This is a genomic window from Nibribacter koreensis, from assembly GCF_039541795.1.
Lineage (GTDB): Bacteria > Bacteroidota > Bacteroidia > Cytophagales > Hymenobacteraceae > Nibribacter > Nibribacter koreensis.
The window spans coordinates 1,532,004-1,558,198 of the sequence record NZ_BAABGX010000001.1; the positions used below are offsets into that span (position 1 = coordinate 1,532,004).

Below are 26,195 nucleotides of genomic sequence, written 5' to 3' on the forward strand. Positions count from 1 at the left end.
AAAAGGCTGACGGCCAAGCTGAGCTTAATTCTTAATTCTTAATTCTTAATTCTTAATTCTTAATTCTAAAAAGGTATTTCCATGGCTTGAAGCAATCGCTCTTCTAGTTCCACTAGTTGGCAGTAGCCTTTGGAGATGAGGCGGGGGCCTTGGGGATGGTCCAGAAAAACGGTGGGCAGGGTGTCTACGCCTATGCTCTGGACGTATTGGAACTCTTGTTCGGTTTGCCTGAAAATTTCTTCGGTTTCAAAGACGGCCAAAAACAGATTCTCAGAAATCCCGAAGAGCCGCATAATGTCCACCAGCACCTGGGTGTTGCTGAGGTCCAGGCCGTCTGCATAAAAACTGGAGTGCAGGGCGCGCAGCACTTCTAAGGTAAGGGCAGGACGTAAGTGTCGCACCGTTAACAGCGCCCGGCAGGCTGGTTCTGTGTCATAGGTCAGCTCGGGTTCCAGAAAGACGCTGTAGTCAAAGGGCAGCTGTGATTTGGATTGCGCCCGGTGCCAGCCCACTGCCAGTTTATCACGCTCCTCTCCCGTTAAAGGTTCATGGGCGTAAGGTCTAAAACCACCCACCAGTACCTTCACCGTCAGTCTGCCAAACCACAAGGCCTGCAGCCTGCGCACTACGGGCGTAAAGCCGTAGCACCAGGCGCACATGGGGTCTGTGACATACAATAAGACGGGGTTTTCTGGTAAAACAGGCATAGAAGGCGAAAAATAGTTGCTTCTCTTTTACCGCGTTAGGTGCTAGAAAGGTTTGCCGAATTTGCCTACTCCCCTCCAGCAGATTTTTGACCAGCTCCGTTTTTGGTCTGTTTTCTGGGTTTCAGTCTAAAAACGGAGCTAGTGATGGTAGATCATTTTTACGGTCATGCCGCCGTCAATGACCAGACACTGGCCCGTGATGAAACCAGCCTTTTCTGAGCAGAGAAACAAGGCCGCCTCGGCAATGTCTTCGGGTTTGCCCACGCGGCCCACCAGGTGTTGTTCTTTGTCTTCTTTGCTATGCGAAGGTACTTCTTTTTTGCTGTCCTTCTCCCAAGGACCCACCTCAATCCAACCGGGGGCAATGGCATTCACTCTAATCCGCTGGGGCGCCAGGCTCACGGCCAGCGAATGCGTCAAGGCTTCCAGCCCGCCTTTAGAAGCAGAGTAGCCAAACGTGTCTGGCTCAGACATGAACGCCCGCGTGGAGCTGATGTTAAGGATAGCCGGATGCTCTGCTTTCTCCAGCAAGGGCAGGGCATACTTGGCGCACAGCAAGGGACCGCGCAGGTTCACACCCAATACCCGGTCAAACTCAGACACCAGCAAGTCTTGCAAGGGGACTCTCTCTGGCGAGGCAATACCCGCATTGTTGATGAGCACGTCTATCTTTCCATGGTCATTCTGCACATGTTCCATTAATTGGACCACGTGCGCCTCTACGCTTACATCACACAACAGAAACTCAGCCTTCAGCTTTTGTTCCTTTAACCATTGAATTGCTTCTTGGCCTGCCTCCTGGTCGCAGTCTGTGATGATAACCTGGGCGCCTTCTCGGGCAAATGCCTGCGCCATGCCTAGTCCAATGCCTTGGGCACCGCCTGTGATGAGGACCGTTTTGTTTGAATAGGTTGTGCCCATGTATGTAGATGTTCGTTTGAGAGGTTATTCGCAGATAGGCAGAGAGAAGTTGTAAAGTCTTTCCCACCCTAAACCAGAAAGGAAGCTTTTTAAGAAAGGCGCAAGAGACAAGGCGGTGCCTGTTTTCTACGTGTCTAAAATGCTTGTTCTGCTATGCTTGCCCCCTCATCCTAGCCTTCTCCCTCAGGGAGAAGGAACGGCGCTGTTGCAGTTTTCTGCCTGATTTCCAGAAAACAGGCAGAAAACGGTTGGAACATTCTCCTACTCCGCGCCAGCGCATGTAAACATTGCAACCGCTCCCACCGCAGTCCGCTAGCCCTTGACCGAGGGCAAAGAGACTGGTCAGTTTAAGTCTCTTTGCCCAAGGGAGAAAGTAGTGGCTTATCACTTGGCAGTGGCGTAAGCCTGCTATGAAACGAATCACGGCTCACGGTGCACCTCTCTGAGCCCCCGCCCTGTCTGAGCGGTCAGCGAGTTCGGGGGCTCTTGATTCTTTTGGTTACTTTTCTCATCAAGGAGAAAAGTGACAAACCCGGGCAGGGAGGAAGATAGAGGGAATTAGGCAGGAAGGGATTGGGAGGCAGAGGCTCATGGTATATCATCGTTAGATCCTTCGGCTACGTTCAGAATGACTAGATAAACAGTATGAGCAGATAAAGTAGTCATCCCCCTACCCCCTTCAAAGGGGGACGAAGCAACTTGGAGGGCAGTCTTGGTCGTTGGTGATAACACCAACAACGGCGATAAGGATCTGCAGATGTAAACACCCCTCTACGCTCCCCTCAAGGGGAGAATCCTCGCTGCCTCAAACCCTCGTTTGGGTAATCTTCAAGGGGTGAATCTGTGGTGAGGAAGGATTGAAGCATTTTGCAAAACAAAAAAACCGTTTTCAGCCTGTTTTCCGGAAAACAAGCCAAAAACGGTTAATAAAGACAAGACACTATTACTTCTTCTTCTTTTTCTTATTGGCGTTAGACACCTTGGGCGCCTTTTTCATAGAATTCAATTTCTCCTCATGCTCGCGCATCAAGGCCATCACGTCTGGTTTGGCTTCTGAGGAAAAGTCAATGGTGGCGGAGTAATCGTCTTTGGGAATCTCCAGCACTTTGATAGCCTTGCCCAGGAACTTCTCAATCTCGTCCAGAATCGGTTTTTCTTCGGGGCTACAGAAAGACACTGACTTCCCTTTGTGGGTACCACGACCGGTACGGCCTACGCGGTGGACGTAGTTTTCGGGCACCTCGGGGAGGTCATAATTGACCACGTATTCTACGCTGGGGATGTCAATGCCGCGGGAGCTCACGTCTGTAGCTACCAGCACTTTCACCTCGCCTTTCTTGAAGCGGGTCAAGGAGGTGAGGCGCTCCTTCTGGTCTTTGTCACCGTGCAGGGTTTCGGTGATGATGCCCACGCGTTTCATGGCTTCGTGCACGCGTTCGGCGCGCACTTTGGTCCGCACGAAGACCAGAATCTTGCTTCCGGCGTTTTCCTGAACTACGCGCTCTAAAAAGAAACGCTTGTCATCCATGCCCACATAGGCCACCGAGTGGTCTACGTTCTTGGCCACCGGATCTTTTGGTGATACTTGAATTCGGATAGGTTTGGACACCAGCGAGTAGGCCAGGTCTTTGATGTATTCATTTATAGTCGCAGAGAAGAAGAGCGTCTGCCGTTTGCGGGGCAAGAACTTCATCAAATCCCGGATGTCTTTGATAAAACCCAGGTCCAGCATGTGGTCGGCCTCGTCCAGGATGAGAATCTCAACGCGCTCCAGTCTAATGTAGCCTTGGCTCACCAGGTCAAACATGCGGCCGGGGGTGGCCACCAGAATATCAATGCCGTCTTCTAGCTTGGCAATCTGCGGTCCTTGCTCCACTCCCCCAAACACAGAAAACGTCTTCACGCGGGTGTGCTTGCCTAAGGTCTGGAACACTTCGGTGATCTGAATGGCCAATTCACGGGTAGGTACCATGACCAGGCACTTGATGCCGTCTTCGCGGGCGTATTGTTTGCGCTCGTGCAGTTTGTGAAGCACGGGTATGGCAAAGGCCGCCGTCTTGCCCGTACCGGTCTGGGCAATGGCCAGCACGTCCTCCCCTTTTAAGATGGGCGGAATGGCTTTGAACTGGATGTCGGTGGGCTTTTTGAAGTCCAGTTTGTCCAGCGCTTTCTTGATGGCGGGATTTATAGAGTAATCGTCAAATTTCATGGTCGCACGGGTTTCGGCGGGAGCCGAGGGTGAAAGCGTTTCTCCTTGTACGAAACACCAGCAGAAACTTCTGCAAAGGTGCGATTTCTTTCTGGCATTTGCAGGGGGAGGCGGGGGATTTGCGGCTTGGGGGTGTTTTGAGGAAAGAGACTTAAAGTAGAGCAGGCTTCTAATAGGTAAACATTTTAGTTCTTCTGGTTATCCACCTCCGTTTATCTATCTAACAGTAGGCAGATAAACGGAAGTTTATTCCATATATTGGGTTGCTAACTAAAATAACTCCGGTTAGTTGCTAGTTATATGCAAGCTAAAAACTAATTAAACTTAAACAGAGCTAAATGTGAATGACCTGCTAGAAGTCCTGTACGCTAATAATCTTAAACTGATAGACCCTCATTTAAAAAACTACAATCAGAGTTGCTCAAAAGAAAACAAAGCAACAAATCCGTTTTTATTGAAAGTCCCTCAAGATCACAATTCAGGTGCAAACCCTATAATGATCTTTGGCCAAGAAACCAATTGCTGGTGTAAGGAATGTGGGAATCAAAGCGAATATTCAAATTCGTTAAAGCCCTCGATGGATCGCTACGAAATATTTTATTTAAATAATGGAATTAAGAGCTATCGTGGACCTTTTTGGAATGAGTTTAAGCGAATCAGAAGAGAAGTAAACAAAACTCATAATTCCTTTTTTATTTGGAATAATATAAATAAGATTGGAAGGATTGGTAAAGGAAATGTACAACAAATTAATAAACTCCAATTTAAATATTTTAATATTGTCAAAGACGAGTTGAAAATACTTAAACCTAGAGTTTTAGTCTTTTTAACTGGCGATGATTACGACCATTTTATTCGTAAAAACATCGAAGATTTCAGTGAATGCAAAATTGACGACTGCCTCTCTGAATTAAAGTTTTCAAACGAGTTTGCTCATTTAAAGGCATACAAGACATTTCATCCAAATGCTTTATACCACAAAGGCAAAAACAGAATCGTAATAAATCAGCTGATTGAACTTATAAAGAAATCCTGCATATAACCACGCCTATAATATAGCTCCGCCACATTATAGGCCAGTCCGTTGCAAGTAATAATGAAAAGCTATTAAACAATATCCAGATAATATGAAAAAAGTATTTCTATCACATGCTACAGAAGATAAACCCTTAGTTGAACACATTTATAGTAGACTAAAAGAGAAGTATCCACATGTTAAATCTTGGCTTGACAAGTATGAAATAGTCGGAGGAGATAGTTTGATAGATAAAATAGCGGAAGGTATTGATTCAAGTGAGAAGTTCATTATTTTTCTATCAGACACTTCGATAAAAAAGCCTTGGGTAAACAAAGAGCTTAAAAAGGCAATAATAGAAGAAATTAGTCGAAATGGTGAGAACTTTATTATTCCTGTTTTAATTAATAATATCATCAAGACCCCTTCATTCCTAGAAGACAAGTTTTACATTGATGTTTCTCAGTATACAGAGGAAGAGTTAATTAAAGCAATTTATAATGCTATTGAAGAAAAACAACCAAACTCTAAAGGTGAAACAATTCAGAATCTCTCGGTTCGACAAGTTCCTTCCCAAAATGGGCTAGAAGTTCAGTTTAAAGCTACATATTGGGCGGAGCAAATCGCTTTTGAAATTCAACTAGATAAGAACTTTAAGGAAAGAGTAATAAAAGGTTTTGCTCAGTCTCCCAATACTTTTAGCGGTTCCTTTGTGGAAGAGAAAGATAATGCTACATATAGAATTTGTATTGCATCTCAAAAAATAACCCCAGACAACCCGTTTTTCCTTTTCTTTCAATTTGATGAAGGCATGGGTAAGGTTGTAGGTTTTAAACTATGGAAAGAGGGATTCAAAAAACCAATGGGATTCATAACAGAGGTAAGAGGATAAACATCTTACAACACCATTTATAAGACCTGAGTTAGTTTTACATAAGCTGAGTTTTCTCATTTAAAATTTTTAATCAATTGTGTTCGGGTTCTGCATCAAAACTCCCTCGGCTCATGTACCAACCATAATCACCCAAATCATTTAAAGTATATCTTATTTCGTCCTCCCTACCAACTCCGGCTTCACCCAACCCCCTCCTTCCGTTTTCGGGCTGTTTTCTAGAAAACAGCCCGAAAACGGAAAACTTTCTCCCCTTTTTAGGCCGTGGTTTAAACCTCTCCCCCGCCCTGGTTGTTTCCCTTACAAGAAGATAAACAACCACATGGAAAACATAGAAAACACTCACATCCCATTAAAAGACACCAGGACCAGAATTCTGGAGGCCTTTGTGCACCATGTACTGGAGACGGGCCAAGAGCCGGTGTCTGTATATAAGTTTGCGCAGAGCCTGGGCATGACCGAGCAGGAGTTCTACACGTTTTACACCTCGTTTCAGGGGGTGAAAGGCGGCGTATGGGATTCCATCTTTACTCAGACTTTGGCTGACATGCACGCGCAGGCAGCGTACGCCCACTACTCACCCAAGGAGAAGCTCCTCTCCTTTTACTTCACCTGGATAGAAGAACTCAAGAAGAACCGAAGCTACCTGCTCGCGCTTTATGAGAAGCAACCTGATTTCAAGAAGGTCACGCCGCAGGAGGTCCAGAGCTTTAAGCGCCATTTTTTGGCCTTCGCCAAAACGCTGGTGCAGGAAGGCAAGGAAACCGAGCAGATTGTAGACCGCAAGTACGTGTCAGACAAATACCCCGAGGCCCTGTGGCTGGAAACCCTGTTCATCTTCCAGTTCTGGCTCAAAGACACCTCGTCGGGCTTTGAACGCACCGATGCCGCCATTGAGAAATCTGTGAGCCTTTTCTTTGACGTGGTAGGCAGAAACGCCGTTGACTCCTTCTTTGACTTCGCCAAATTCCTGTACCAGTCTAAAAAAGCCATATGAGCCAGTCCCCCGAAGAGCAGAACCATATTCCCACCTCCAAAGCACAGCGGGCCACCAAGTTTCTGGGGGCCGGGGCCAAGGTAGGCGGCAATTACATTAAGCACTACGCCAAGAAGATAGTGAACCCTTCGCTCAGCAAAGAGGAACTGCATGAGGACAACGCCCAGGACATCTATACCTCTTTGAGTCAGCTGAAAGGCAGTGCCCTCAAGGTGGCCCAGATGATGTCCATGGATAAGACCATGCTGCCCGGCGCCTACCAGGACAAGTTCACCATGGCCCAGTACAGCGCACCGCCCCTGTCCTACCCGTTGGTGGTGCGCACGTTCCAGAAAGCGTTCGGGCGTACGCCTGAGGCGATGTTTGACACCTTTTCCACCTCGGCGGTCAATGCGGCCTCTATTGGGCAGGTGCACAAGGCCACTAAGGACGGGAAGACGTTTGCCGTGAAGGTGCAGTACCCCGGCGTGGCCGAAAGCGTGAGCTCAGACCTGAAAATGGTGCGCCCCTTTGCCTACCGCCTGCTCAACATGAACGAGAAGGAGATGGACCATTACATGGACGAGGTAGAGGAGAAACTATTGGAAGAGACGGATTATGAGCTGGAGGTGCAACGCTCCCAGGAGATTGCCGCCGCCTGCCGTCATCTGCCTCACCTGCACTTCCCCGACTACTATCCTGAGATGAGCACTTCGCGCATCATCACCATGGACTGGCTGGAGGGCGCGCACCTGAAAGAATGGCTCCAGACCAACCCAACGCAGGAGGAGAGAAACCAAATTGGGCAGGCCCTCTGGGACTTTTACCACCACCAGGTACACAACCTCAAACAGGTGCACGCAGACCCGCACCCCGGCAACTTCATCATTCTACCGGGCGTGACGCTGGGCATCATTGACTTTGGATGCGTGAAGGTGATACCAGAGGATTTCTACCGCGGGTACTTCTCCCTCATCAAGAAGGAGTCCTTGTTGAACGAGGCCGAGCTGAACCAAATCTTCTATGACCTGGATTTCATCAGTGACCGCGACTCTCCCGCAGAGCAAGCCTACTTTAAGGGCGTTTTCAAGGAGATGATTGCCTTATTGGGGCGCCCGTTCCACGCAGAGACCTTTGATTTCGCGCAGAACGACTACTTTCAGCAGATTTATACCCTGGGTGACCGCATCTCCAAAGACAAGATGTTCCGGCAGTCTAGGCAGGCGCGCGGCTCTAAGCACGGGCTGTTCATCAATAGAACCTATTTTGGGCTCTACAGCCTGTTGAATCAGTTGGGGGCTCACATCACCACCACCAAACCAGACTGGCTTAAGTAAATTAAGCCGATCTTAAGTTTCTGCCACCAGCCTTGGGATGTACTTTTCTGTACACCAACAAGCTGGTGGCTTTTTTTTTTACTGCCTGCGTACCCATTGCGCTCGTCCTCAATAATAGGGAGCAGAAGATTCTGTTAGCCTTAAGGCCATTTCGTTTTTGGGCCATTTCCCAGAAAACAGGCTAAAAACGCCTCCCCCTTAGAAACCCTTGGCGGCTGGCTGGGTATATAAGGGCAACCATTATAGACTCATCCGTATAAACACCATTTGTTTGTCAAAAACCTGGCATCCGCTAAAGAGTTTCGGTCATCCTAACCTTACCACATGTCGCCTAACTTAAACCCAGAGGACATCTACTCGCAGTTCATCAACCAGGTGACGGATTACGCCATTTTCGCGACAGACAATGACGGCATCATCACGTTCTGGAACGAGGGTGCGCACAGGTTAAAAGGCTACACAGAAGATGAGATCATTGGCCAGTTCTTTGGGGTTTTGTTCACGGAAGAAGACAGGGAAAGAGGGCTTCCTGAAGAAGAACTGCGCGTGGCCCGGGAAAAAGGCGTCTATGAGGGCGAAGGTCCGCGCCGGAAAAAGGACGGTTCTTTGTTTCATGCCAAGGTGAGCCTGACGGCCATTTACGGACCAGACGGCAAACAACTGGGCTTTACCAAAGTAACCGGTGACATTACCAAGAAAAAGCAGCTGGAGGAAGAAATCACCCGCCGCAACGAGGACTTGATCCAACAAAAGGCAGAGCTGGAGAAGACCAACATTGATCTGGACAACTTCATTTACACGGCCTCGCATGATCTCAAGGCTCCCATTGCCAACATTGAGGGCCTCATAGAAATGCTCAAGCAGGACTTGACCAACAAGAAACTCCTGGATGATTCCTCCACCATCCTTCTGCAACACGTGAGCATCTCAGTAGAACGGTTTAAGAAAACCATCATGGACCTCACAGAAGTGAGCAAACTGCAGAAGGACTTCAAGGAAAGCCAGAAGAAGGAAACCATCCAAGTGGAGGCCGTCTATGAAGAAGTGATGGCCGACAGCGGTTTTATGTTCTATGAAAGTCCTTGTGAGGTTACCACAGATTTTAAAGTAAAGGAGATTGTCTTTTCACGCAAGAACTTCAGGAGCATTCTTTACAACCTGCTCAGCAACTCTTTTAAATACCAGTCGCCTAGCCGGCCCTGCAAGATTGCCGTGAAAACCTATGAAGAAGGTGACCATGTGCTGCTGTGCGTGAAGGACAACGGCCTGGGCTTAAGCGACAAGAACCTGACGCACCTGTACACCATGTTCAAGCGGTTTCATGACCACGTAGAGGGCACCGGCATTGGCCTGTACATTGTCAAGCGCATTGTAGAGAATGAGGGCGGCAGAATAGAGGTAGTCACCAAAGAAAACGACGGCACCGAGTTTAAGATTTACTTTAAGAAAGAAGAAGTGACCTTGCCCGTGTAAATTTTCTCACGTAAAACCTTAGGCTTGTCCTTACCAAGATCTGCTCTTTTCACGTGAATCACCTGGGTTGCTGCACAAGCACTCTGTAAAACAACGGGTGATTTCTGAGGGTGGATGGGTAAATGATTTTGGTCATTTTTCAGGAAAACAGGCCAAAAACGGCTTTGACTGCAATAGGATAATTGGTACCTTGTTCAGAGGTACACTGCTTGGTTTAGCCGATGCAGGCATTTGTACTCACCCGGTTTTTCATCTTCATCTTAACGCTCTTCTCATGAAACGTCTCCTCTTTTCCTTGGCCCTGAGTCTGGCAGGCATGACTGCCATGGCCCAAAGCACCGCGCCGCAAACCACTGCCGGCCTAGACAAGACCAAACCCGTACAAACCGTTGAAGCCGCTTGCGGGCAATGCATGCTGGGGTTAAAAGGCACAGGCTGTGACTTAGCGGTACGCATAGATGGCAAAGCGTATTTTGTGGACGGCTCAGACATTGACCAGCACGGTGACGCCCACGCCACCAACGGTTTCTGCAACGCCATCAGAAAAGCCGAAGCCCAGGGCCAGGTGGTAGACAACCGCTTTAAGGCCACGTATCTCAAACTGGTGGCAGCGCCTGCTAAAAAGTAGGCGTCTTAAAAGGCATCATAGCCCTGTAACTGCCATTCTGCGTTTAAAGTAAGGAACTGCCCAAACCTCTCTACCTATGAAACCAATCCTTTCGCCTACAGACCTGGCCGTCCTTTTAAAAGAGCCCGCACACGTGGTGCTGGTAGACGCGCGCTCTGGTCCTACGGCCATTGAGAGCTACCAAAAAGAGCATTTGAAGGGTGCCCACTACGTGGACCTGGAGAATGACCTGGCACATAAACATGCCTCGGCGGCGCAAGGCGGAAGACACCCGCTGCCCTCTCCCAAGGAGTTCAGCAAGATTATGAACCGCTTGGGCATTACCCCGCAAAGCCGCGTGGTGGTGTATGATGATAAAAACGGAGCCAATGCCGCGGCCCGCTTCTGGTGGATGGTCAAAGCCATGGGACATGACAACGTGCAGGTGGTAGACGGCGGATACCAGGCCGCCAAGGCCGCCGGCGTACCCACCACAGATGAGATTGAGCCAGTGGACTGCACGCATTTTTTCAACAACTCTGAGTGGCAACTCCCCACCGCTACCATGCAAGAGGTGACCCACGCCGCCCAGCACCCAGATTACATGGTGATTGACGTGCGCGAACCCGCCCGCTTTAGAGGCGAAACCGAACCTATTGACCAAGTAGCCGGCCACATACCGGGCGCGGTCAATTACCCCTTTCAGGAAAATCTGGACAGTCAGGGAAATTTCTTAAAAGAGGAAGAACTCAAAGCCAAGTACACCAAAGACCTGCAAGGCAAACCCGCAGACCATGTGATAGTACACTGCGGTTCTGGCGTGACCGCCTGCCACACCTTACTAGCCATGGCCCAAGCCGACCTGGACCTACCAAAGCTGTACGTGGGCTCCTGGAGTGAATGGTCACGCAGTGGCAGACCCATTGCCGGACAGGGTGCCGCCGGGCAGTCTTCTTAAAAATCATTAGAGCGTGTTATGAAAAATCGTTTTCGGCCTGATTTCTGGAAATCAGGCCGAAAACGATTTTTCTTTTTATGTGAGATTCCTTCTACATTCGCTTCGGTAAATTCTACTTCATCCTAACACCTTATAACGCCTCCCTGCTATGCGCAAGCCCTTTGCCTCCTCTCCTGCTTTGGCTGAATGGTTGGTCTTGGGCGCATTGGTGTTGTTTAAGATAGCCTTGCAGTACCTGCTGGTAGATGACAGCTATGACCTGCACCGTGACGAGTACTTGCACCTTGACCAAGCCAATCATCTGGCGGCCGGGTATCTGTCGGTGCCGCCGTTTACGTCTTGGGTGGCCTTTCTTATAAAAGCACTGGGCAATACTAAGTTCTGGGTGCAGTTCTTCCCGGCCTTGTTTGGAGCACTCACGCTGGTGACGGGTTGGTGGACGGTGCATGAGCTGGGAGGCGGCTGGTATGCCAAACTCTTGGCCGTTTTTGGATTGCTCTTTTCCAGCCTCCTGCGGGTAAACATGCTCTTTCAGCCTAACTCTGTAGATGTGCTGGCCTGGACTCTGGTCTTTTATCTTTTGATTAAGTATGTGCACCACCAGCAGTCTAGAGATCTGCTTTGGCTGGGCGCGGTGGTTGGCTTTGGTTTGCTGAACAAGTACAACTTGGCGTTTCTGCTCTTGGGGCTGTTGCCGGCGCTGGCCCTCACCAAACATCGCCCCATGTTCACTAAACCAGCTCTTTACGCGGCAGTCGGCTTGGCCTTTTTGATTGTCTTGCCAAACGTCTGGTGGCAATGGAGTAACGGTTGGCCGGTCATCCACCACATGCAGGAGTTAGACGCTACGCAGTTGGTGAACGTGGACCGGTTTGCTTTCTGGCAGGACCAATTGCTTTTCTTCTTTGGGAGTTTGTTTTTGATTGGGGCGGCGTTTGTGGGCTTTGTTCTCTACGCGCCATTAAAACATTACCGGTTTATTGGCTTGGCCTACCTGTTTACCATGCTGCTGTTCACCTATCTGCGGGCCAAGAACTACTATGCCATAGGCTTGTACCCAGTGCTGCTTTGCGCCGGGGCGGTGTACTGGGAGCATCTGTTCAGCCAAAGCTGGAAACGCTTTACCCGCCCTCTCTGGATGGCTGTGAACCTGCTCTTATTTCTGCCTGTCATTAAAGTGGTGTTTCCGGTGTTGTCTCCACAGGAAATACATGCCAACGCCGCGCCATTCAAAGACCTGAATCTGTTAAAGTGGGAAGACGGTAAAGACCATGACCTGCCCCAAGACTTTGCCGATATGCTAGGCTGGCGTGAACTGACGAGCGACGTAGAAAAGGCATTTGCGCTGGTGCCTGTAAAAGAGAGAGCCAACACCCTCCTTATCTGTGATAATTACGGTCAGGCGGGCGCGGTCAATTTTTACAAAGCCAAACACTTGCCCGCGGCGGTATCCTTTAACGCAGACTATATCTTCTGGTACCCCACTGAGCTGCGGGTGCAGAACATTGTCCTGGTCAAAGAGCTGGGCGAAGCGCCGCTCCGCGAAGAAGAGAAACCCATGGTACAGTCAGTAACGGTTATTGATTCCATCACCACCCCATTTGCGCGCGAACGGGGCGCTACCGTTTATTTACTCAAAGGCATCTCCCCCATTTTAACCCAACAGCTGGTAGCCCACGCGCAGGTAAGAAAAAAAGAGTGGCGACAATGATAAGCCAGAAAAGGATTTCGTTTTTGGCCTACTTTCTGGAAAACTGCGAGAAAATGACTTTTGCGCTTACCTCCTCTAAAAACAGAAAAGGCCAGCAATTGCTGACCTTTTCTGGCACATACAGGGGATACGCAATGTGATTAGCTTTTCTGCAAAGCCTTTTGTCCTCTGCCTTGACGTTGACCTTTTTTAGCGGCTTTTTTTTCCTTCATCTCCTTGCGGTCGGCCTCAAACTGGGCGTATTGCTTTTTGTTCAAGATGCTTTTGATTTCGGCGTTGTACTGCTCGTGCTTGGCTTTTCTGGCCTGGCGCTGGGCCGGGTCTTTCTGCGTGGCTTCCATACGGTTGCTGCGCTGGGCGGCCATCTCATTGGATTGCTTTAAGAACAGGGCCTGCAATTTGGCTTGCTGTGACTTGTTGAGGTCATATTTCTTGGCCATCATCTCGGTACGCTTGGCCGCTCTCTCTTCTGGAGATTTGCGCACTCTTTCTTGACCGTCCTTGCGAACACGCTGCTCAGAGCGTTCTTTTCTTACCTTTTGAGGAGCATCTTGGGCAAACGAGGTTCCGGCAAATAGCACTCCCATGGAGAGCATTAAAATCAACTTCTTCATATGTAGTTTACTTAGGGGGTTAGTTTCTTATTATCTAGATTCAACAAGTGAGAAGACCATCTACCACCTGCTTGACTGTCTATATTCAAAGCCCGTGCCAAAACCGAAATTCATCAGTTAAATAATTGACTATTTTTTAAATTCCCCCTTTCATTAAATTGATAACAGTTTAGTTTAAATTTCACAACTACTTGAAAATCAATTTCAAACTTTGAATCTGTTTAGAGTTTTCTAAAATTCTATGGCGCAAGCGTCCGCTTGTGTCCGCACGCATTATTGATCTGGCATGCGTGCGGACACAAGCGGACGCTTGCGCCATGGAACCCACTTGTATATCGACTTTTCATAAACTCTAAACAGATTCTTTGATATCATTGAAAGATGCAAGCATAAAAAAAGCACACCCTCTTTATAAGAAGATGTGCCTTTTGAATTTATGATCTAGTAGCATCATGCTCTGCACGAGAGCCACACTGGTAGTATTTACCCAGAAACGGTGGCTGGCTCTAATTGGAACAGAGCGCTCAAGCCCTCTAGCAAAGCTTCAGACTCGCCGCGTTGGCAGGCAGCCTTTAGCTCCAAAGCGGGCATTTTCACAATCTTGTTTAAGATGTTCTTGGTGATGGTTTCTACCATTTCCTTCTCATTGGCGCTTAAGTTCTTGACGTAACGCGCCAATTCACGCTGTCTTATTTCTTCCAGGCGGTTCTTGAACTGTTGCAAAGCTGGGGACATGGCCATTTCTTTGGTCCAGGTTTTAAACTCGTCCATGCTCTCTGCTACAATGGCTTCTACCGCCGGAATTGCCGCTAATCTAATTTCCAGGGCCTCTGTTGCGCGGTTCTTGATGGTGTCAATGTTGTAGACTTCCACGCCGTTCAATTCTTCTAAAGCGGCGTCAATGCTACGCGGCATAGACAAATCCACGAAGAACTTCTGGTTCAAAACGCCTTGTTGTTCTACCACTTCCTTACTGATAAAAAAGCAATCGCCGGGTACTGATGAGATGACCACGTCTGCCAGGGCAATCTCTTGCCAAACGTTTTCCCAGTACACCGCGTTGGCGTTGCATTTAGTGGCCAGGTCTACTGCTTTTCTGTGGGTACGGTTGGCAATGATGATGTTGTTTAAATCAGACTTCTGGAAGTTGTCGCATACATTGGCGCCAATGTCGCCTACCCCAATCATGAGCACCCTTGGGTTTACCAGATCTTTGGTTAGTTCTTCTACCAGTTCTACCGTGGCATAGGATACTGAGGCGGCACCGTCTCTAAACGCTGTCTCATTGCACACGCGCTTGTTGGTGAAGAAGATGGTGTGCAACAACCGGTGCAGGAAAGGACCGGCCATATTGGCGTCTGCCGCCCACTGGTAAGCGTTCTTCACCTGGTTCATGATCTGCATGTCGCCTACCACCTGTGACTCCAAGCCCAGGCCCACGTTGAACAAGTGCTTAACGGCATCGTCATGATTGGTGATGGAAATGAAATACGGCGCTACTTCTTTGGTGGCAATGAAGCCGCGCTCTAGGGCAATCAATTTGATAAGTTCTGTAGAGTAGTCCTGGTCTGCGGTGTAATACACCTCGGTGCGGTTGCAGGTAGAAAGCACCATGGCTTCTTGGATGGCCGTGAAGTCTTTGATTTTGTCCAACAGGTTCTTGCCGGCAATCTCATTTAAAGACACAGCTTCTCTTACCGCTATGGGAGCTTGCTTATAAGATAACGTCAGGACTTTGAAGGTGCTTTGCATTGCTTTCTCTCAGATTACATTACAAAAGTACAGTGGTACCTTACATCAAAACATGACATTGGTCACTTGTTTAGTAAGAATGCCTCAGTTTTAGGAATTATGAGGAAATGCGTTTTAAGCTTGTTTTCTGGTAATTAGGCTAAAAACGGAAGAATGAGATTAAGCAAATTTGCTTGCATTGGTTCATGGTGCAGACGCTCTCAGGTCCTTCAGACACTACGAGGTCTTTTGAGCTAGCGCAGGTTTAAGCTTGACCTACTTAGAGGATGCAATATAAAAGAGCCATGGCGCAAGCGTCCGCTTGTGTCCGCACGCATTTTTGATCTGGCATGCGTGCGGACACAAGCGGACGCTTGCGCCATGGAGTGTTGATTAGAAGAAGGAAATACGTTTTTAGCTTACTTTCTGGAAAACAGACCAAAAATGCAGGAAGGGTTGCTGAAAGAAGTGATTAGGGTTAGGCAGGTTGACTTATTGGTGATAACACCAACAAGGGCAGCGGTTCTAGCCAGAGAGGCCATCACATAGTATAGGTACCCTCTACAGAAAACTTGTCTTGGAATGTTTCAGAAAGCCATTCTTCATATAAATGGCTCTTCCCTCTTTCTAAGATTCCGAAATTATACTGTTTCCCTTTTGCAGTAAAATATAGTTTGTTCTTGTTCCACCATGAATGCTTTAACTCAACCTTCTCGGCATCTTCATAATTGAAAATCACTGATTCATGCAGGTCCAAGAATGGATGTAAGTTTTCCTCCTTAAGTTTTTCTACTGGATTAGAGAATAAGAATGGCTCTTGGCTATGAACGCTATATTTAAAGGAAGCAACCTTACTTAACTTCACTATATACCAGCAAGTTGGTAAAAGCAAAACGACTCCATACTGCCAGTTGGAATATTGAAGAGGACCCAGAATTTTCATTTGCTTGTTTTAGATGATTTCTAAAAAACAAAGACACAAGCCGCAAGGCTTCTTAAGTCTTACATCTTGTGTCCTATGTCTTGTGTCTGGCAAACTCTAATTCCGCATGCGGCTCAACTTCTCAAGGTTCAAGAGGATGATTTTACTGCCGCGGGTGTCTATGAGCTTTTCGTCTTTGAAGTCTGCCAGGGTGCGGATGACGGTTTCTTTGGAGGCACCCACAATACTGGCCAAGTCCTCTCTTGAGATGATGATTTCAGTTTTGCCGTCTACTTCCTGCTGGTATTGTTTTTCTACCAAAAGCAAAGCCTCTGCTACGCGTTTGCGCACGGAGTTGTAAGCTAGTTTTAGGAGACGGTCCTCGCGGTCTGCCAGGTTATCTGACAGGATTTTGATGAACTTGTTGGCTACGTCGCGGTTCTGGTGCAGGAGCGCAAAGAAGTCTTCCTTGGGAATCACGTATACTTCAGAATCCTCCAGCGCCATGGCTGACTCACGGTAGGTGCTGTCTTCCAGCAAATCCAGGTAGCCTATGAAATCGCCGTCTTTGTAGAGATTAGTGATGTACTCACGTCCTTCTTCATTGGACTTGTAGCCCTTCACTTTGCCCTTGTTCAAAAAGAACAAGGAGTTGGGGTAACTGCCTTCCAGAAACAGGTTGTTCTTCTTTTTGAAGAGCGTAACGCGGCGCTTGTCTGAGATGAGGTTGTTGAGTTCTTCAAAACCCTTGGCCTCTTCTACAAATTGCTCCAGGCCCTGGGCGGTCTTCTGGAAATCCTGGCGCAGGATCTCACTTTTCTTGAGGCGCATCTCTACGGCATCCAACAGTTCCAGGTCGTCAAAAGGCTTGGTCAGGTAATCATCGGCGCCCAGGTTCATGCCTTTCCTGAAGTCCTCTTTCTCAGACTTGGCCGTCAAGAAGACAAACGGAATGCTGGAGGTCTCTGGGTTCTTGCCCAGCATGTGCAACACGCCGTAGCCGTCCAACTGCGGCATCATGATGTCACAGATGATCAGGTCTGGCTTCTCTTGGCGGGCCAGCTCTACGCCTATTTTTCCGTTTTCTGCCTCAAACACCTGGTAGTTGGCCAAAGTAAGAATCTCGGCGGTGTTTTCTCTGATTTCCTGATTGTCTTCTATGAGCAGTATCTTTTTCATTTTTAAGCTGATTTGGGGAAAATAAGCGAAAAACGGGAGCCTTTGTTCAATTCACTTTCATAGTGCATGGTACCTTCCATTACTTCTACGTAGCGCTTGACAATGTTCAGGCCCAGGCCCGTACCCTGTATGTTGGTGGCGTTCTGCGCCCTGAAGAACGGCGTAAACAAATGCACCTGGTCAGCTTTGGGAATGCCAATGCCTTGGTCTTGCACGGTGATGGTCACGGCTGAACTGGTCACTTCAGTAGAGAACAGAATGGGTTTGCCCTCGCCAGAATATTTACTGCCGTTAGACAGCAGGTTGAGCAAAATGTTCTTGAGCAGTTGCTTGTCCAGGTGAACCAGCGTCTGGTCACCGGTATGCTGGTATTGAATCTGCTGGCCTTCCTTCAAAAGCCCCTGCATGTCCTCCACAGCTTCCTGCGAGAAGTCAACTAAATCAAACGTGCTGGGCAGGTTATGTACTTTGCCTTCCTCAATGCGGCTCATGGACAAGAAGTCGTTGAGGATGGTAGTGAGGTTTTCTACGGCAGACTTTATGCGCGCCACGTGTTTCTGGCGCTTGTCATCATCCTCAGTAGACTTATATTTTCCAATGAGCGAGGCTGAGGAAAGCACTGTGCTCAAAGGCGTCCTAAACTCATGCGAGGCCGTGGTCACGAACCTTGACTTCAATTCGTTTAACTCTTTTTCTTTTTGCAGGGCCTTCTGGATGTCTGCCTGCGCCTCATGCAAGATCCGGTTGGTGTTCTCCAGTTTTTGGATGGCCTCGGCTAATTCTTGGGTGCGTTCTTCTACCCGTTGCTCCAACTCAGAATTGAGCTTGTGTATTTCTTCCAGGCTTTTGGCATGCTCCAGGCTGTACCGGATGGAGCGCTCCAGGTCAAAGGGGTTAAACGTGCCTTTGACCAGATAATCTGAGGCACCTGCGCGCATGGCCTTCTCATCGGTTTCGCGGTCTGTCTGGCCGGTGAGCAAGATAAAAGGCGCTGTGCAACCGGCCTCTACCGCCTTGGTGATGAGTTCCAGCCCGTCATGCGCCCCCAGAAAGAAGTCCACCAGGTACACGTCATACTTGTTCTGCTTGACCAGTTCCAGGGCTTCTTTAAAAGACGCGGTCCAGTCCAGGGTGTATTGTCTGCCTGGTATGTCTTCTATGATGTCACGGGTTATGATGTAGTCATCCTCATCATCATCTACCAGCAGAATTCTGATTTTGTCTTGCATGCAGAAAACGGTGGCTTAGGCTTTGGGCAGTTCTACAATCTGGAACCAGTATTTGCTAAGGGTCTGCATCACGTCCACCAGTCCGGCAAAAGTCACGGGCTTGGTAATGAAAGAACTCACGCCCAGGTCATAGGTGCGCAGTACGTCTTCCTCGGCCTTGGAGGTAGTCAAGACCACTACCGGAATCACGCGCAGATGGTCGTCAGACTTGATTTCTTTAAGCGCCTCGCGGCCGTCTTTTTTGGGCATGTTAAGATCCAGCAGGATGAGGCCGGGGGTTGGGTACTCATTTTTATCTGAGAATTTACCGCGGTTGTGCAGGTAATCCATCAGTTCTTCGCCGTTCTCTACAAACTGGATGTTGTTCATGAGCCTACTCTCATCTAACGCTTCTTTGACCAGCATGCGGTCTTCGGCGTCATCTTCAGCGATGAGAATAATGATAGGTCTTTTACTATGCGGCATACTATGCGAGTTTATTCCTGTAAGTTCTTTTTGGCCAGCGTGATGATGAACTGGGTGCCTTTGCCGGGCTGGCTTTTGGCAGTGATGTTACCGCCGTGCCGGATGGCAATCTTGCGGCAGATGGCCAGGCCTACGCCAGAGCCTTCATATTTCTGGCCTTCCAGCCGCTGAAAGATATTAAAAATTCTATCAAGGTACTTTTCTTCAAAGCCGATGCCGTTGTCTTCTACCAGAATCTCTACTACCTCATCACCGGGTGTAGAGGTTAAATGCGCAGTGCGCTGGTGGTTGGAAGAGGAGATCCTGATGACTGGTTTCTCATTGTCCTTCCTGAATTTGATGGCGTTGCTGATGAGGTTCTGGAACAGCTGGCGCATCTGGGTGGGTTCTGCCTCAATGACTGGCAAAGGAAAACGTTCTATCTCGGTGCCGGTCTGCTCAATGGTAATTTCCAGGTCAGAGAGCACCTCGGTCAGGATGCCGTCCAGGCTTACTTTCTCAAAACCTTTAGACGTGGTAGTGACCCTTGAGAAGGTGAGCAGGTCATTGATGAGGTTCTGCATGCGCACCGCCGCGTTGAGCATGCGGTCCACGTAGTCTTTGCCCTGAGCGCTCAGGTTGCTGGTCTCCTTGGACTTGAGCCTATCTCCAAACGCCTGAATCTTGCGCAAAGGCTCCTGCAGGTCATGTGAAGACACATAGGCAAAGTCTTGCAGCTCGCGGTTACTGCGTTCTAGTTCTGCCGCGTAGCGGCGCAGTCTTTCTTCGCTTATCTTTTGCTGGGTGATGTCATGGATAAAACCGGTGTACACCTTGCGGTCTGCCAGCTGCACCTCGCTTATGCTCAAAAACAGCGGGAACACCGTGCCGTCTTTCTTTAAGCCAGACACCTCGCGCCCAATGCCAATGATCTTGCGCTTGCCGGTTTGGTGGTAGTTCTCCATGTAACCGTCATGGGCGCTGTGGTCTGGCTCGGGCATGAGCATGCTGATGTTCTTGCCCAGAATCTCCTCTTCTTGGTAGCCAAACAAGCGGGCCGCCGCCGGGTTCACCATTTCCATGATGCCGCGGGTGTCTATGGTGATGATGCCGTCTACCGCCGTCTGGATGATTGACTGGATCTTGTTTTCGCTCTCCAGCTGGGCTACTTCGGCTTTTTTCTGCTGGGAGATGTCATGGATGATGCCCGTGAAGATGATTCTGTCCTGCAGTTTTACCTCACTGATGCTGAGCAAGAACGGGAAGACCGTTCCGTCCTTCTTCAGGCCTTTCACCTCGCGGCCTATGCCTATGATCTTGCGCTGGCCTGTGCGCTTGTAGTTCTCAATGTACTGGTCATGCGCGCTGTGGTCTGGTTCGGGCATGAGCATACTAATGTTGTTGCCGATCATCTCCTCTGGCTGGTACCCGAATATGGTAGAGACCGCCGGGTTCACCGTTTCTATGATGCCGCGGGTGTCTATGGTGATGATGCCGTCAATAGCAGCGTCAATGATGGCCTGCAACCGAGCCTGGTCATCTGGATTATGAGAGGGAGATAAATGCGGTTCTTCCAAAGCGATCAATTTCTATAAAAGTAGAAACATTTTGGCAAGGTATCAATAAGAGTTTACCTGCGCCGCCCGCTTTGGTTACATGGGTTTTGGGAGGCAACGCCTGGTACGCCGCCTCCCTGTCAGTCCAATTAAGCTTTGTAAAAGTTTACTTAACGCCGCAACTTTCATCACAGGCAGACGCCGCTACCGGCTCTGGCACCAAGGCGACAAGGCCGTCGTTCCCGTCCCACTGCTGCATTACCTCTGGCGCTGGCCTGGCAGTGATGCCCTCGCCGTATACGGTGGCAGTGCCATGCGTGTAGAAGGCTTCCCAGTCCACTCCCTGCGGATCTGTGATCCAGGACTTCTGGCTCTTGGAATAGCAGCAGGTGCATTCCCCTTCTTCTGTCACGGTGCCCTTTGCGTTCTGCATGTTCTCATACACGCCCTGCAACTCCTGCTCAGTGTCTACCTGCAGGCCCAGGTGCTCTATGCCTGTTTGGGTATGACCTGTTGAGATGGCAAAATTCACCCGCGGGTTTTCCAGCATCCATTTGGCGTAGTCAGCTTTAATCACGGTGGCGCTTGTGCCAAACATGGCGTTGTAGAAGGCGATGCTCTCGGCTAAATTCTTTACTCTCAGGTGTACGTGAAATCTTTTCATGGCTGTGTTCGTCTTGGTTTTACAACTTGTTTGTAAGGAAGACTGACCCGCCCCTGAAAAGACGCAAAAATTATTCTATTTTTTTTCTGTGCTCTTGCAAGGGCGCACAGCTGTCTTTCACAGAGATGCCAATCAAGGTACCGCACGCATCTGTTTCAAGGCGGCAACAGGTTTGGATCTCTTTCTGCAACATTTCCCTTGCCCGCTGAATGCGGCTTTTGATGGCGCTCAGGCCCAGGTTTAACTGCTCAGCAATGTCAGCCTGCTTGATTCCTTCAATGTCTGAGAGGTAGAGCGGCCGGGCATACTTTTCTGGCAATAGGTTGATCAGGGGCTCCACATACTCCGCTAATTCACGCCAGACCAAGTTTTCTTCTTCAAGGCTGGCTTCAGGTAGGTCATCTGTAAACTTCTTTTGTTTGCCCCAGTAGTCTACAATAGCGTGGTGGGCAATCTGAAACAGCCAGGCCTCTATTTTCTGGATTTCTTTGTCTGAGCAACAGGCATTGTACATCTTCATGAGTACCTCCTGCATGATCTCTTGTGAGGCGTCCTGATCCTTTACCTTACTGAAAACATAACTAGCCAGAGCCTTTTGGTAGTCAAGCCATAAAGCAGAGGCCTGCGCATATTTTGAGATCTTCATACCGTTTAGAAATTGGAACGAAGTCTAAGTTAAAAACTACTTTGGAAGAAAAACAACGTTTACCGGGTAGACTTGCCACGTAAGGGAGCATCTTTAATTGGAGGAGAAATGCCACTTACATGCGTTACAGGTTACAGAAGGCAAATGGCTTGAACCAGAAGTAAACCAAATGAAAACAAAAAAGCCTCTCCACGTTTCCGTGAAGAGGCTTTTTCAAACTAACCGTGATCCCGCTGGGATTCGAACCCAGGACCCATACATTAAAAGTGTATTGCTCTACCAGCTGAGCTACAGAATCAGAAATTTAAAGGTGGTAAAAAAGCCTTTCCGGGGTTGAAGCCGGAAAGGCTTTGTGTAATCAAGTGATCCCGCTGGGATTCGAACCCAGGACCCATACATTAAAAGTGTATTGCTCTACCAGCTGAGCTACAGAATCTTTTACTACCTTTGCTTACCAGGGCGTTCCCCCGTATTGCGATGCAAAAGTAAAAGCCCTTTCTCTAAATGCCAAACTTTTCCCGTAAATTCTCTAGTGTTTTTTGTCTGCTGTGGCTAGGCCTTGTCCAATTGGTTATGGGTCAATCTACTACGGCGCAACTACAACGGGCAGATTCTTTGTACGCCAAGCACCAATACACCCAAGCCTTCACTATTTACGAGCAATTACTCACCCAGCAGAAGGTCTACACGCCCCAAATGCTCCTGAAAATGGCGCACGTGCAGGAAGGATTACAGAACTACACGCAGTCTATGTACTACCTGCAACTCTATTATAGCAAACACCCCAGCCGCTCCATTCTGCGCAAGATGGAAGAGGTGGGCCTGCAACAACATCTGCAAGGCTATGCCTACACGGATTGGGACTTCTTTAAAACCCAGTTCCATAAATACTATGACAATATACTAGAGCTACTACTCATTGGTGCAGTCATTTTCTTAACCATCATGGTCCGCAACTGGGTAAAGAAAAAGACGATCCCTAAGCAGACCCAGGGCACGTTTCTGGTCTACCTGGCCTTTATCTTCTTTTACGCCAACTTCCTGACTCTGGGCCAGCAAGGCTTGATCCTGAACCCCAACGTGCCCATCATGACGGCCCCCTCGGCGGGCGCTGGCTTAGTGACCACGGCCGGCGTGGGCCACCGCGTAAACATTGTCGGCGAGCAGGACATCTGGTACCGCATTGAATGGAAAGACCAGACCGCCTATATCAGAAAGAACAACCTGCTCCTGCTGCCACAGCCCTTGAGCGTGCAGAAGTTGTTTTAATACCCACTCTTCAAGATGGGCTAACCGTTTTCGGGCTATTTCCTGGAAATGAGGCTAAAAACGGCCCTCATTGAGTGAGTGAGTGAGTGAGTGAGCTTCTCACACTTTGTCAAATACTCCCCACTATTGTCATCCTGAAAGGACCTTGTGGGCGAACTAGACAGTCCCTAGCTATAGAAAAACCATCCACCACACCTTTCATCCTAGTTAAACCCAAGGTTGCTTGTATCGACAGCTATTACAGCTTGCCACCAAGATCCTTTCAGGATGACAAAAGAGAAGAAGGCCGTGCAGAGGGTTGATGGTTGTGCTAAAGGAAGGTTGAGTGTAAAGGGTAAGAGGGTGTTAATGGAAAATGCAGTTTGAAATGTGAATGTGCTATTACCTGAAAATCCGTTTTTGAGCTGTTTCCTTGAAAACAGCCCAAAAACGGATTAACATCACTTATCTTGTTTCTACTTAAAAGGCGAGTTAGGCTCTTTCTTCATTTGGTTGTATACCAGCTTATCTGTCAATCCCGGGAAGAATTTGCCTAGGAGCACGGCTAACTTACCCTGCGTGGTCATGACAATGTCACGTTGGCGTTTGCGGGTGGCATACAGGATGCGGTCGCCTACTTCCTCCGAGGTCATCATCTTTCCTTCATCCCTGGGTGATTCTCCCTGTTGGCTACCATCGGCGGCCAGGGCGGTGTTTCTGATGTTTGACGCCGTGAAGCCCGGACACGCTACCATCACGTGAATACCCTGGTGCAAAGTCTCGGTGCGCAAAGCGCCCAGGAAGCCTTGCATGGCAAACTTTGACGCCGAATAGCCCGTGCGGCCCGGAAGTCCCTGGTAGCCCGCAATGGAAGAAACGCCGATGATGGAGCCCTTGCTTTCCAGAATGTAGGGCAAGGCAAACTTGGTGCAGTAGACGGTCCCCCAGAAGTTAATGTCCATGAGCTGCCGAATCACGTCCAATTCCACATCCTGGAACAAGGCACGCATACTAATACCTGCGTTGTTCAGCATCACGTCAATCCGACCAAACTTGGCCACCGTCTGCTCAATCAAAGTACGGCAGTCTGCTTCGCTACTCACATCGCCGGGCACGGCCAGGTACTCAATATTGGCCGCGGCCAGCTCCTGCCCTACCTCGTCTAGTTTCTGGGCGTTTCTGCCGTTGATGACTATTTTTCCGCCGGCCCGTCCGAAGGCCAGTGCGCAAGCCCGTCCAATGCCCGAAGAGCCGCCGGTGATGATGATGACTTTGTTTTTCATGCTTCTGAGATGTAGGCGATTAAGCGCCTCTACAAAACTACAAGAACTTTTGGCAATGGCAGAAGGCAGGATTTGTCTGAAAGAACCGTTTTTCGCCTGATTTCTAGAAAATAGCCTAAAAACGCATTTTGCCTACTTAAAAGTCATTGTGCTAAAGGCATCTCTAATTGCAGATTCTCCCCTTGAGGGGAGTGAAGAGGGGTGTTTACATTAGCTAATTACTTTTGCAAAAGAAGGCAATGCGGTGGAGACAAGGCGGTGCCTGGTCTCTACAAATCTCCAACGCCCCCTCATTTACCTTCTCCCTGAGGGAGAAGGAACTGCTCTTGTTCGTTTTTGGCCTGATTTCCAGAAAACAGCCCAAAAACGGCTTATAGAAATTGAGAGGGCCATCCTCACATTTCTTCGTATTTTTGCGCCATCGTGAGAAAATTCAAGAAGAAAAAACATAAGTATAACATCATTCCTGAGCTGCGCGTGGAAGAGATGGCTGCCGAGGGCAAGTGCCTGGCCCGGCATGACAACATGGTGGTGTTCATCGCGGGCGTGGCGCCGGGTGATGTGGTGGACGTGCGCGTGACCAAGGAACGCAAGAATTACCTGGAGGCCACGCCTATCCATTTCCATGCTTACTCAGAACAGCGCATTGAGCCGTTCTGCGAGCATTTTGGCGTGTGCGGCGGCTGTAAATGGCAACACATTGCCTATGACACCCAGCTGTTCTACAAGCAGAAGCAGGTGAATGACAACATTGAGCGCATAGGTAAGATTACGGGCTATGAGATGTTGCCTATCCTGCCATCGGACCGTGTGAGCTTCTACCGGAACAAGCTGGAATACACCTTCTCCGGCAATTCCTGGCTGACCCAGGAGCAGATTAACAGCGGCCAGGAGTTTGAACGCCGGGCGCTGGGTTTCCACGTGCCGTTGCGTTTTGACAAGATTGTAGACATTCAGCACTGCTATCTGCAACCGGCACCGTCTAATGAGATTAGGCTGGCCGTGAAGCAGTTCGCGCTGGAGAACGATCTTCCGTTCTTTGACTTAGTCAAACAGGAAGGCTTCTTGCGCAACCTCATCATTAGGACGGCCAACACCGGTGATTTGATGGTGATTGTGCAGGTCTTCCAGGATAAAATGGAATGGTTGCAACCGCTGTTGGACTTCCTGTTACAGGCCTTCCCGCAGATTACCTCTTTGCAGTACGTGGTCAACAGCAAGGGCAATGAGACGTTCCATGACCTGGACGTAATTTGCTACCACGGCGACCCGTACATCCATGAGCAGATGGAAGGCTTGCGCTTTAGAGTCGGGCCGAAGTCTTTTTACCAGACCAACTCTGAGCAGGCCTACAACCTGTACAAACTAACCCGCGAGTTTGCGCTTTTGATCGGCACCGAGACGGTGTATGACCTGTACACGGGAGCTGGCACCATTGCGAACTTCGTGGCCCGCTCAGCGGCGCAGGTGATAGGCATTGAGTATGTGGCCAGCGCCATTGAAGACGCCAAAATCAATTCGCAGATAAACGACATCACCAACACGCACTTCTATGCCGGTGACATGAAGGACGTCTTGAACCATGACCTGTTCGCTAAACACGGCCGTCCGGATGTAATTATCACCGACCCGCCGCGCGCCGGTATGCACCCAGACGTGGTGGCCAAGTTGATAGAAGTGAAAGCCAACCGCATCGTTTATGTGAGTTGTAACCCTTCTACCCAGGCCCGCGACCTGGAGATGCTGTCAGAGGCTTATGACGTGGTGAAGGTGCAACCCGTGGACATGTTCCCGCAGACCTACCACGTAGAAAGTGTGGCTTTGCTTTCTTTGAAGAGTTAAATACCTATTATCTTTTTTTGGCTTAGTTTGA

General features: G+C 49.0%; 23 protein-coding genes and 2 tRNA genes. 10 read left to right on the forward strand and 15 right to left on the reverse strand.

The annotated features are described in order from the left end of the window. Window positions 1-65: 65 nt before the first annotated feature. The 3 genes from ABD880_RS06605 to ABD880_RS06615 all read right to left on the reverse strand — a co-directional run bounded on the left by ABD880_RS06605 (window position 66) and on the right by ABD880_RS06615 (window position 3,837). Complete coding sequence (locus tag ABD880_RS06605; RefSeq protein WP_345163883.1) at window positions 66-707, reverse strand: DsbA family protein; 642 nt, start codon at window positions 705-707, stop codon at window positions 66-68. Window positions 708-845: 138 nt separating this feature from the next. Then, a complete protein-coding gene (locus ABD880_RS06610) occupies window positions 846-1,628 on the reverse strand; it encodes an SDR family NAD(P)-dependent oxidoreductase (RefSeq protein WP_345163885.1) in 783 nt (260 codons plus the stop codon). Between the two features lie 943 nt (window positions 1,629-2,571). Further along, a complete protein-coding gene (locus ABD880_RS06615; protein WP_345163887.1) occupies window positions 2,572-3,837 on the reverse strand; it encodes a DEAD/DEAH box helicase in 1,266 nt (421 codons plus the stop codon). A gap of 340 nt (window positions 3,838-4,177) precedes the next feature. On the opposite strand from ABD880_RS06615, the gene ABD880_RS06620 reads away from it, so the two are divergent. The 8 genes from ABD880_RS06620 (at window position 4,178) to ABD880_RS06655 (ending at window position 12,806) form a co-directional block, all read left to right on the forward strand. Continuing rightward, window positions 4,178-4,879 (forward strand): hypothetical protein, encoded by a 702-nt coding sequence (locus tag ABD880_RS06620; RefSeq protein ID WP_345163889.1) that lies wholly within the window; start codon window positions 4,178-4,180, stop codon window positions 4,877-4,879. 85 nt (window positions 4,880-4,964) lie between these two features. After that, window positions 4,965-5,744, forward strand: a complete 780-nt coding sequence (locus ABD880_RS06625) for a toll/interleukin-1 receptor domain-containing protein (protein WP_345163890.1) — start codon at window positions 4,965-4,967, stop codon at window positions 5,742-5,744. A gap of 322 nt (window positions 5,745-6,066) precedes the next feature. Then, window positions 6,067-6,741 carry a TetR/AcrR family transcriptional regulator gene (locus tag ABD880_RS06630; RefSeq protein WP_345163892.1) on the forward strand — a complete coding sequence of 225 codons (675 nt, stop codon included), beginning with the start codon at window positions 6,067-6,069 and terminating at the stop codon, window positions 6,739-6,741. Next, a complete protein-coding gene (locus ABD880_RS06635) occupies window positions 6,738-8,057 on the forward strand; it encodes an ABC1 kinase family protein (protein ID WP_345163893.1) in 1,320 nt (439 codons plus the stop codon). Before ABD880_RS06630 ends, ABD880_RS06635 begins: the two co-directional genes overlap by 4 nt. A 324-nt stretch (window positions 8,058-8,381) precedes the next feature. Then, window positions 8,382-9,530 carry a sensor histidine kinase gene (locus tag ABD880_RS06640; RefSeq protein WP_345163895.1) on the forward strand — a complete coding sequence of 383 codons (1,149 nt, stop codon included), beginning with the start codon at window positions 8,382-8,384 and terminating at the stop codon, window positions 9,528-9,530. A 274-nt stretch (window positions 9,531-9,804) separates the two neighbouring features. Beyond that, window positions 9,805-10,158, forward strand: a complete 354-nt coding sequence (locus tag ABD880_RS06645) for a DUF6370 family protein (protein WP_345163897.1) — start codon at window positions 9,805-9,807, stop codon at window positions 10,156-10,158. Window positions 10,159-10,234: 76 nt separating this feature from the next. Further along, on the forward strand, window positions 10,235-11,095 hold the full coding sequence (locus ABD880_RS06650) for a sulfurtransferase (RefSeq protein ID WP_345163898.1): 861 nt from the start codon (window positions 10,235-10,237) through the stop codon (window positions 11,093-11,095). Between the two features lie 148 nt (window positions 11,096-11,243). After that, entirely contained in the window at window positions 11,244-12,806 is a 1,563-nt protein-coding gene (locus ABD880_RS06655) for a glycosyltransferase family 39 protein (protein WP_345163900.1), read from the forward strand. Between the two features lie 140 nt (window positions 12,807-12,946). On the opposite strand, the gene ABD880_RS06660 is transcribed toward ABD880_RS06655, so the two are convergent. From ABD880_RS06660 to ABD880_RS06710, 11 genes are all read right to left on the reverse strand, one after another. Next, complete coding sequence (locus tag ABD880_RS06660; RefSeq protein WP_345163901.1) at window positions 12,947-13,420, reverse strand: DUF4890 domain-containing protein; 474 nt, start codon at window positions 13,418-13,420, stop codon at window positions 12,947-12,949. A 483-nt stretch (window positions 13,421-13,903) separates the two neighbouring features. Next, a complete protein-coding gene (hemA, locus tag ABD880_RS06665; RefSeq protein WP_345163903.1) occupies window positions 13,904-15,172 on the reverse strand; it encodes a glutamyl-tRNA reductase in 1,269 nt (422 codons plus the stop codon). A 520-nt stretch (window positions 15,173-15,692) separates the two neighbouring features. Beyond that, window positions 15,693-16,094 carry a hypothetical protein gene (locus ABD880_RS06670; protein ID WP_345163905.1) on the reverse strand — a complete coding sequence of 134 codons (402 nt, stop codon included), beginning with the start codon at window positions 16,092-16,094 and terminating at the stop codon, window positions 15,693-15,695. A 96-nt stretch (window positions 16,095-16,190) separates the two neighbouring features. Next, on the reverse strand, window positions 16,191-17,252 hold the full coding sequence (locus ABD880_RS06675; RefSeq protein WP_345163906.1) for a response regulator: 1,062 nt from the start codon (window positions 17,250-17,252) through the stop codon (window positions 16,191-16,193). Window positions 17,253-17,254: 2 nt separating this feature from the next. Beyond that, window positions 17,255-18,481, reverse strand: coding sequence for a hybrid sensor histidine kinase/response regulator (locus tag ABD880_RS06680; protein WP_345163908.1), 1,227 nt, complete (start codon window positions 18,479-18,481; stop codon window positions 17,255-17,257). 15 nt (window positions 18,482-18,496) lie between these two features. Then, window positions 18,497-18,946, reverse strand: a complete 450-nt coding sequence (locus ABD880_RS06685) for a response regulator (protein WP_345163910.1) — start codon at window positions 18,944-18,946, stop codon at window positions 18,497-18,499. Between the two features lie 11 nt (window positions 18,947-18,957). Beyond that, the gene (locus ABD880_RS06690; RefSeq protein WP_345163912.1) at window positions 18,958-20,502 is read right to left on the reverse strand and encodes a sensor histidine kinase; all 1,545 of its coding nucleotides are present in this window, start codon (window positions 20,500-20,502) and stop codon (window positions 18,958-18,960) included. A 145-nt stretch (window positions 20,503-20,647) separates the two neighbouring features. Then, a complete protein-coding gene (locus tag ABD880_RS06695; RefSeq protein ID WP_345163914.1) occupies window positions 20,648-21,145 on the reverse strand; it encodes an ArsI/CadI family heavy metal resistance metalloenzyme in 498 nt (165 codons plus the stop codon). Between the two features lie 70 nt (window positions 21,146-21,215). Continuing rightward, window positions 21,216-21,791: a sigma-70 family RNA polymerase sigma factor gene (locus ABD880_RS06700; RefSeq protein ID WP_345163916.1), complete on the reverse strand. Its 576-nt coding sequence runs from the start codon at window positions 21,789-21,791 to the stop codon at window positions 21,216-21,218. 225 nt (window positions 21,792-22,016) lie between these two features. Then, window positions 22,017-22,089 (reverse strand) — tRNA-Lys (locus tag ABD880_RS06705). A 65-nt stretch (window positions 22,090-22,154) separates the two neighbouring features. Next, window positions 22,155-22,227 (reverse strand) — tRNA-Lys (locus ABD880_RS06710). A gap of 137 nt (window positions 22,228-22,364) precedes the next feature. Between ABD880_RS06710 and ABD880_RS06715 the strand changes: the two genes are divergently transcribed. Beyond that, window positions 22,365-23,060: an SH3 domain-containing protein gene (locus ABD880_RS06715; RefSeq protein WP_345163918.1), complete on the forward strand. Its 696-nt coding sequence runs from the start codon at window positions 22,365-22,367 to the stop codon at window positions 23,058-23,060. Between the two features lie 455 nt (window positions 23,061-23,515). Here the strand turns inward: ABD880_RS06715 and ABD880_RS06720 are convergent, their stop codons facing one another. Further along, complete coding sequence (locus ABD880_RS06720; RefSeq protein WP_345163919.1) at window positions 23,516-24,322, reverse strand: SDR family oxidoreductase; 807 nt, start codon at window positions 24,320-24,322, stop codon at window positions 23,516-23,518. Between the two features lie 423 nt (window positions 24,323-24,745). Between ABD880_RS06720 and rlmD the strand changes: the two genes are divergently transcribed. Further along, the gene (gene rlmD / locus ABD880_RS06725; RefSeq protein ID WP_345163921.1) at window positions 24,746-26,164 is read left to right on the forward strand and encodes a 23S rRNA (uracil(1939)-C(5))-methyltransferase RlmD; all 1,419 of its coding nucleotides are present in this window, start codon (window positions 24,746-24,748) and stop codon (window positions 26,162-26,164) included. The last annotated feature ends 31 nt before the right edge of the window (window positions 26,165-26,195 follow it).

Excerpts from the sequence above, each read along its gene's own strand:
- ABD880_RS06605 (WP_345163883.1), bottom strand. The coding sequence starts at position 707 with ATGCCTGTTTTACCAGAAAACCCCGTCTTATTGTATGTCACAGACCCC.
- ABD880_RS06610 (WP_345163885.1), bottom strand. The coding sequence starts at position 1,628 with ATGGGCACAACCTATTCAAACAAAACGGTCCTCATCACAGGCGGTGCC.
- ABD880_RS06615 (WP_345163887.1), bottom strand. The coding sequence starts at position 3,837 with ATGAAATTTGACGATTACTCTATAAATCCCGCCATCAAGAAAGCGCTG.
- ABD880_RS06625 (WP_345163890.1), top strand. The coding sequence starts at position 4,965 with ATGAAAAAAGTATTTCTATCACATGCTACAGAAGATAAACCCTTAGTT.
- ABD880_RS06630 (WP_345163892.1), top strand. The coding sequence starts at position 6,067 with ATGGAAAACATAGAAAACACTCACATCCCATTAAAAGACACCAGGACC.
- ABD880_RS06635 (WP_345163893.1), top strand. The coding sequence starts at position 6,738 with ATGAGCCAGTCCCCCGAAGAGCAGAACCATATTCCCACCTCCAAAGCA.
- ABD880_RS06640 (WP_345163895.1), top strand. The coding sequence starts at position 8,382 with ATGTCGCCTAACTTAAACCCAGAGGACATCTACTCGCAGTTCATCAAC.
- ABD880_RS06645 (WP_345163897.1), top strand. The coding sequence starts at position 9,805 with ATGAAACGTCTCCTCTTTTCCTTGGCCCTGAGTCTGGCAGGCATGACT.
- ABD880_RS06650 (WP_345163898.1), top strand. The coding sequence starts at position 10,235 with ATGAAACCAATCCTTTCGCCTACAGACCTGGCCGTCCTTTTAAAAGAG.
- ABD880_RS06655 (WP_345163900.1), top strand. The coding sequence starts at position 11,244 with ATGCGCAAGCCCTTTGCCTCCTCTCCTGCTTTGGCTGAATGGTTGGTC.
- ABD880_RS06660 (WP_345163901.1), bottom strand. The coding sequence starts at position 13,420 with ATGAAGAAGTTGATTTTAATGCTCTCCATGGGAGTGCTATTTGCCGGA.
- hemA (WP_345163903.1), bottom strand. The coding sequence starts at position 15,172 with ATGCAAAGCACCTTCAAAGTCCTGACGTTATCTTATAAGCAAGCTCCC.
- ABD880_RS06670 (WP_345163905.1), bottom strand. The coding sequence starts at position 16,094 with ATGAAAATTCTGGGTCCTCTTCAATATTCCAACTGGCAGTATGGAGTC.
- ABD880_RS06675 (WP_345163906.1), bottom strand. The coding sequence starts at position 17,252 with ATGAAAAAGATACTGCTCATAGAAGACAATCAGGAAATCAGAGAAAAC.
- ABD880_RS06680 (WP_345163908.1), bottom strand. The coding sequence starts at position 18,481 with ATGCAAGACAAAATCAGAATTCTGCTGGTAGATGATGATGAGGATGAC.
- ABD880_RS06685 (WP_345163910.1), bottom strand. The coding sequence starts at position 18,946 with ATGCCGCATAGTAAAAGACCTATCATTATTCTCATCGCTGAAGATGAC.
- ABD880_RS06695 (WP_345163914.1), bottom strand. The coding sequence starts at position 21,145 with ATGAAAAGATTTCACGTACACCTGAGAGTAAAGAATTTAGCCGAGAGC.
- ABD880_RS06700 (WP_345163916.1), bottom strand. The coding sequence starts at position 21,791 with ATGAAGATCTCAAAATATGCGCAGGCCTCTGCTTTATGGCTTGACTAC.
- ABD880_RS06715 (WP_345163918.1), top strand. The coding sequence starts at position 22,365 with ATGGGTCAATCTACTACGGCGCAACTACAACGGGCAGATTCTTTGTAC.
- ABD880_RS06720 (WP_345163919.1), bottom strand. The coding sequence starts at position 24,322 with ATGAAAAACAAAGTCATCATCATCACCGGCGGCTCTTCGGGCATTGGA.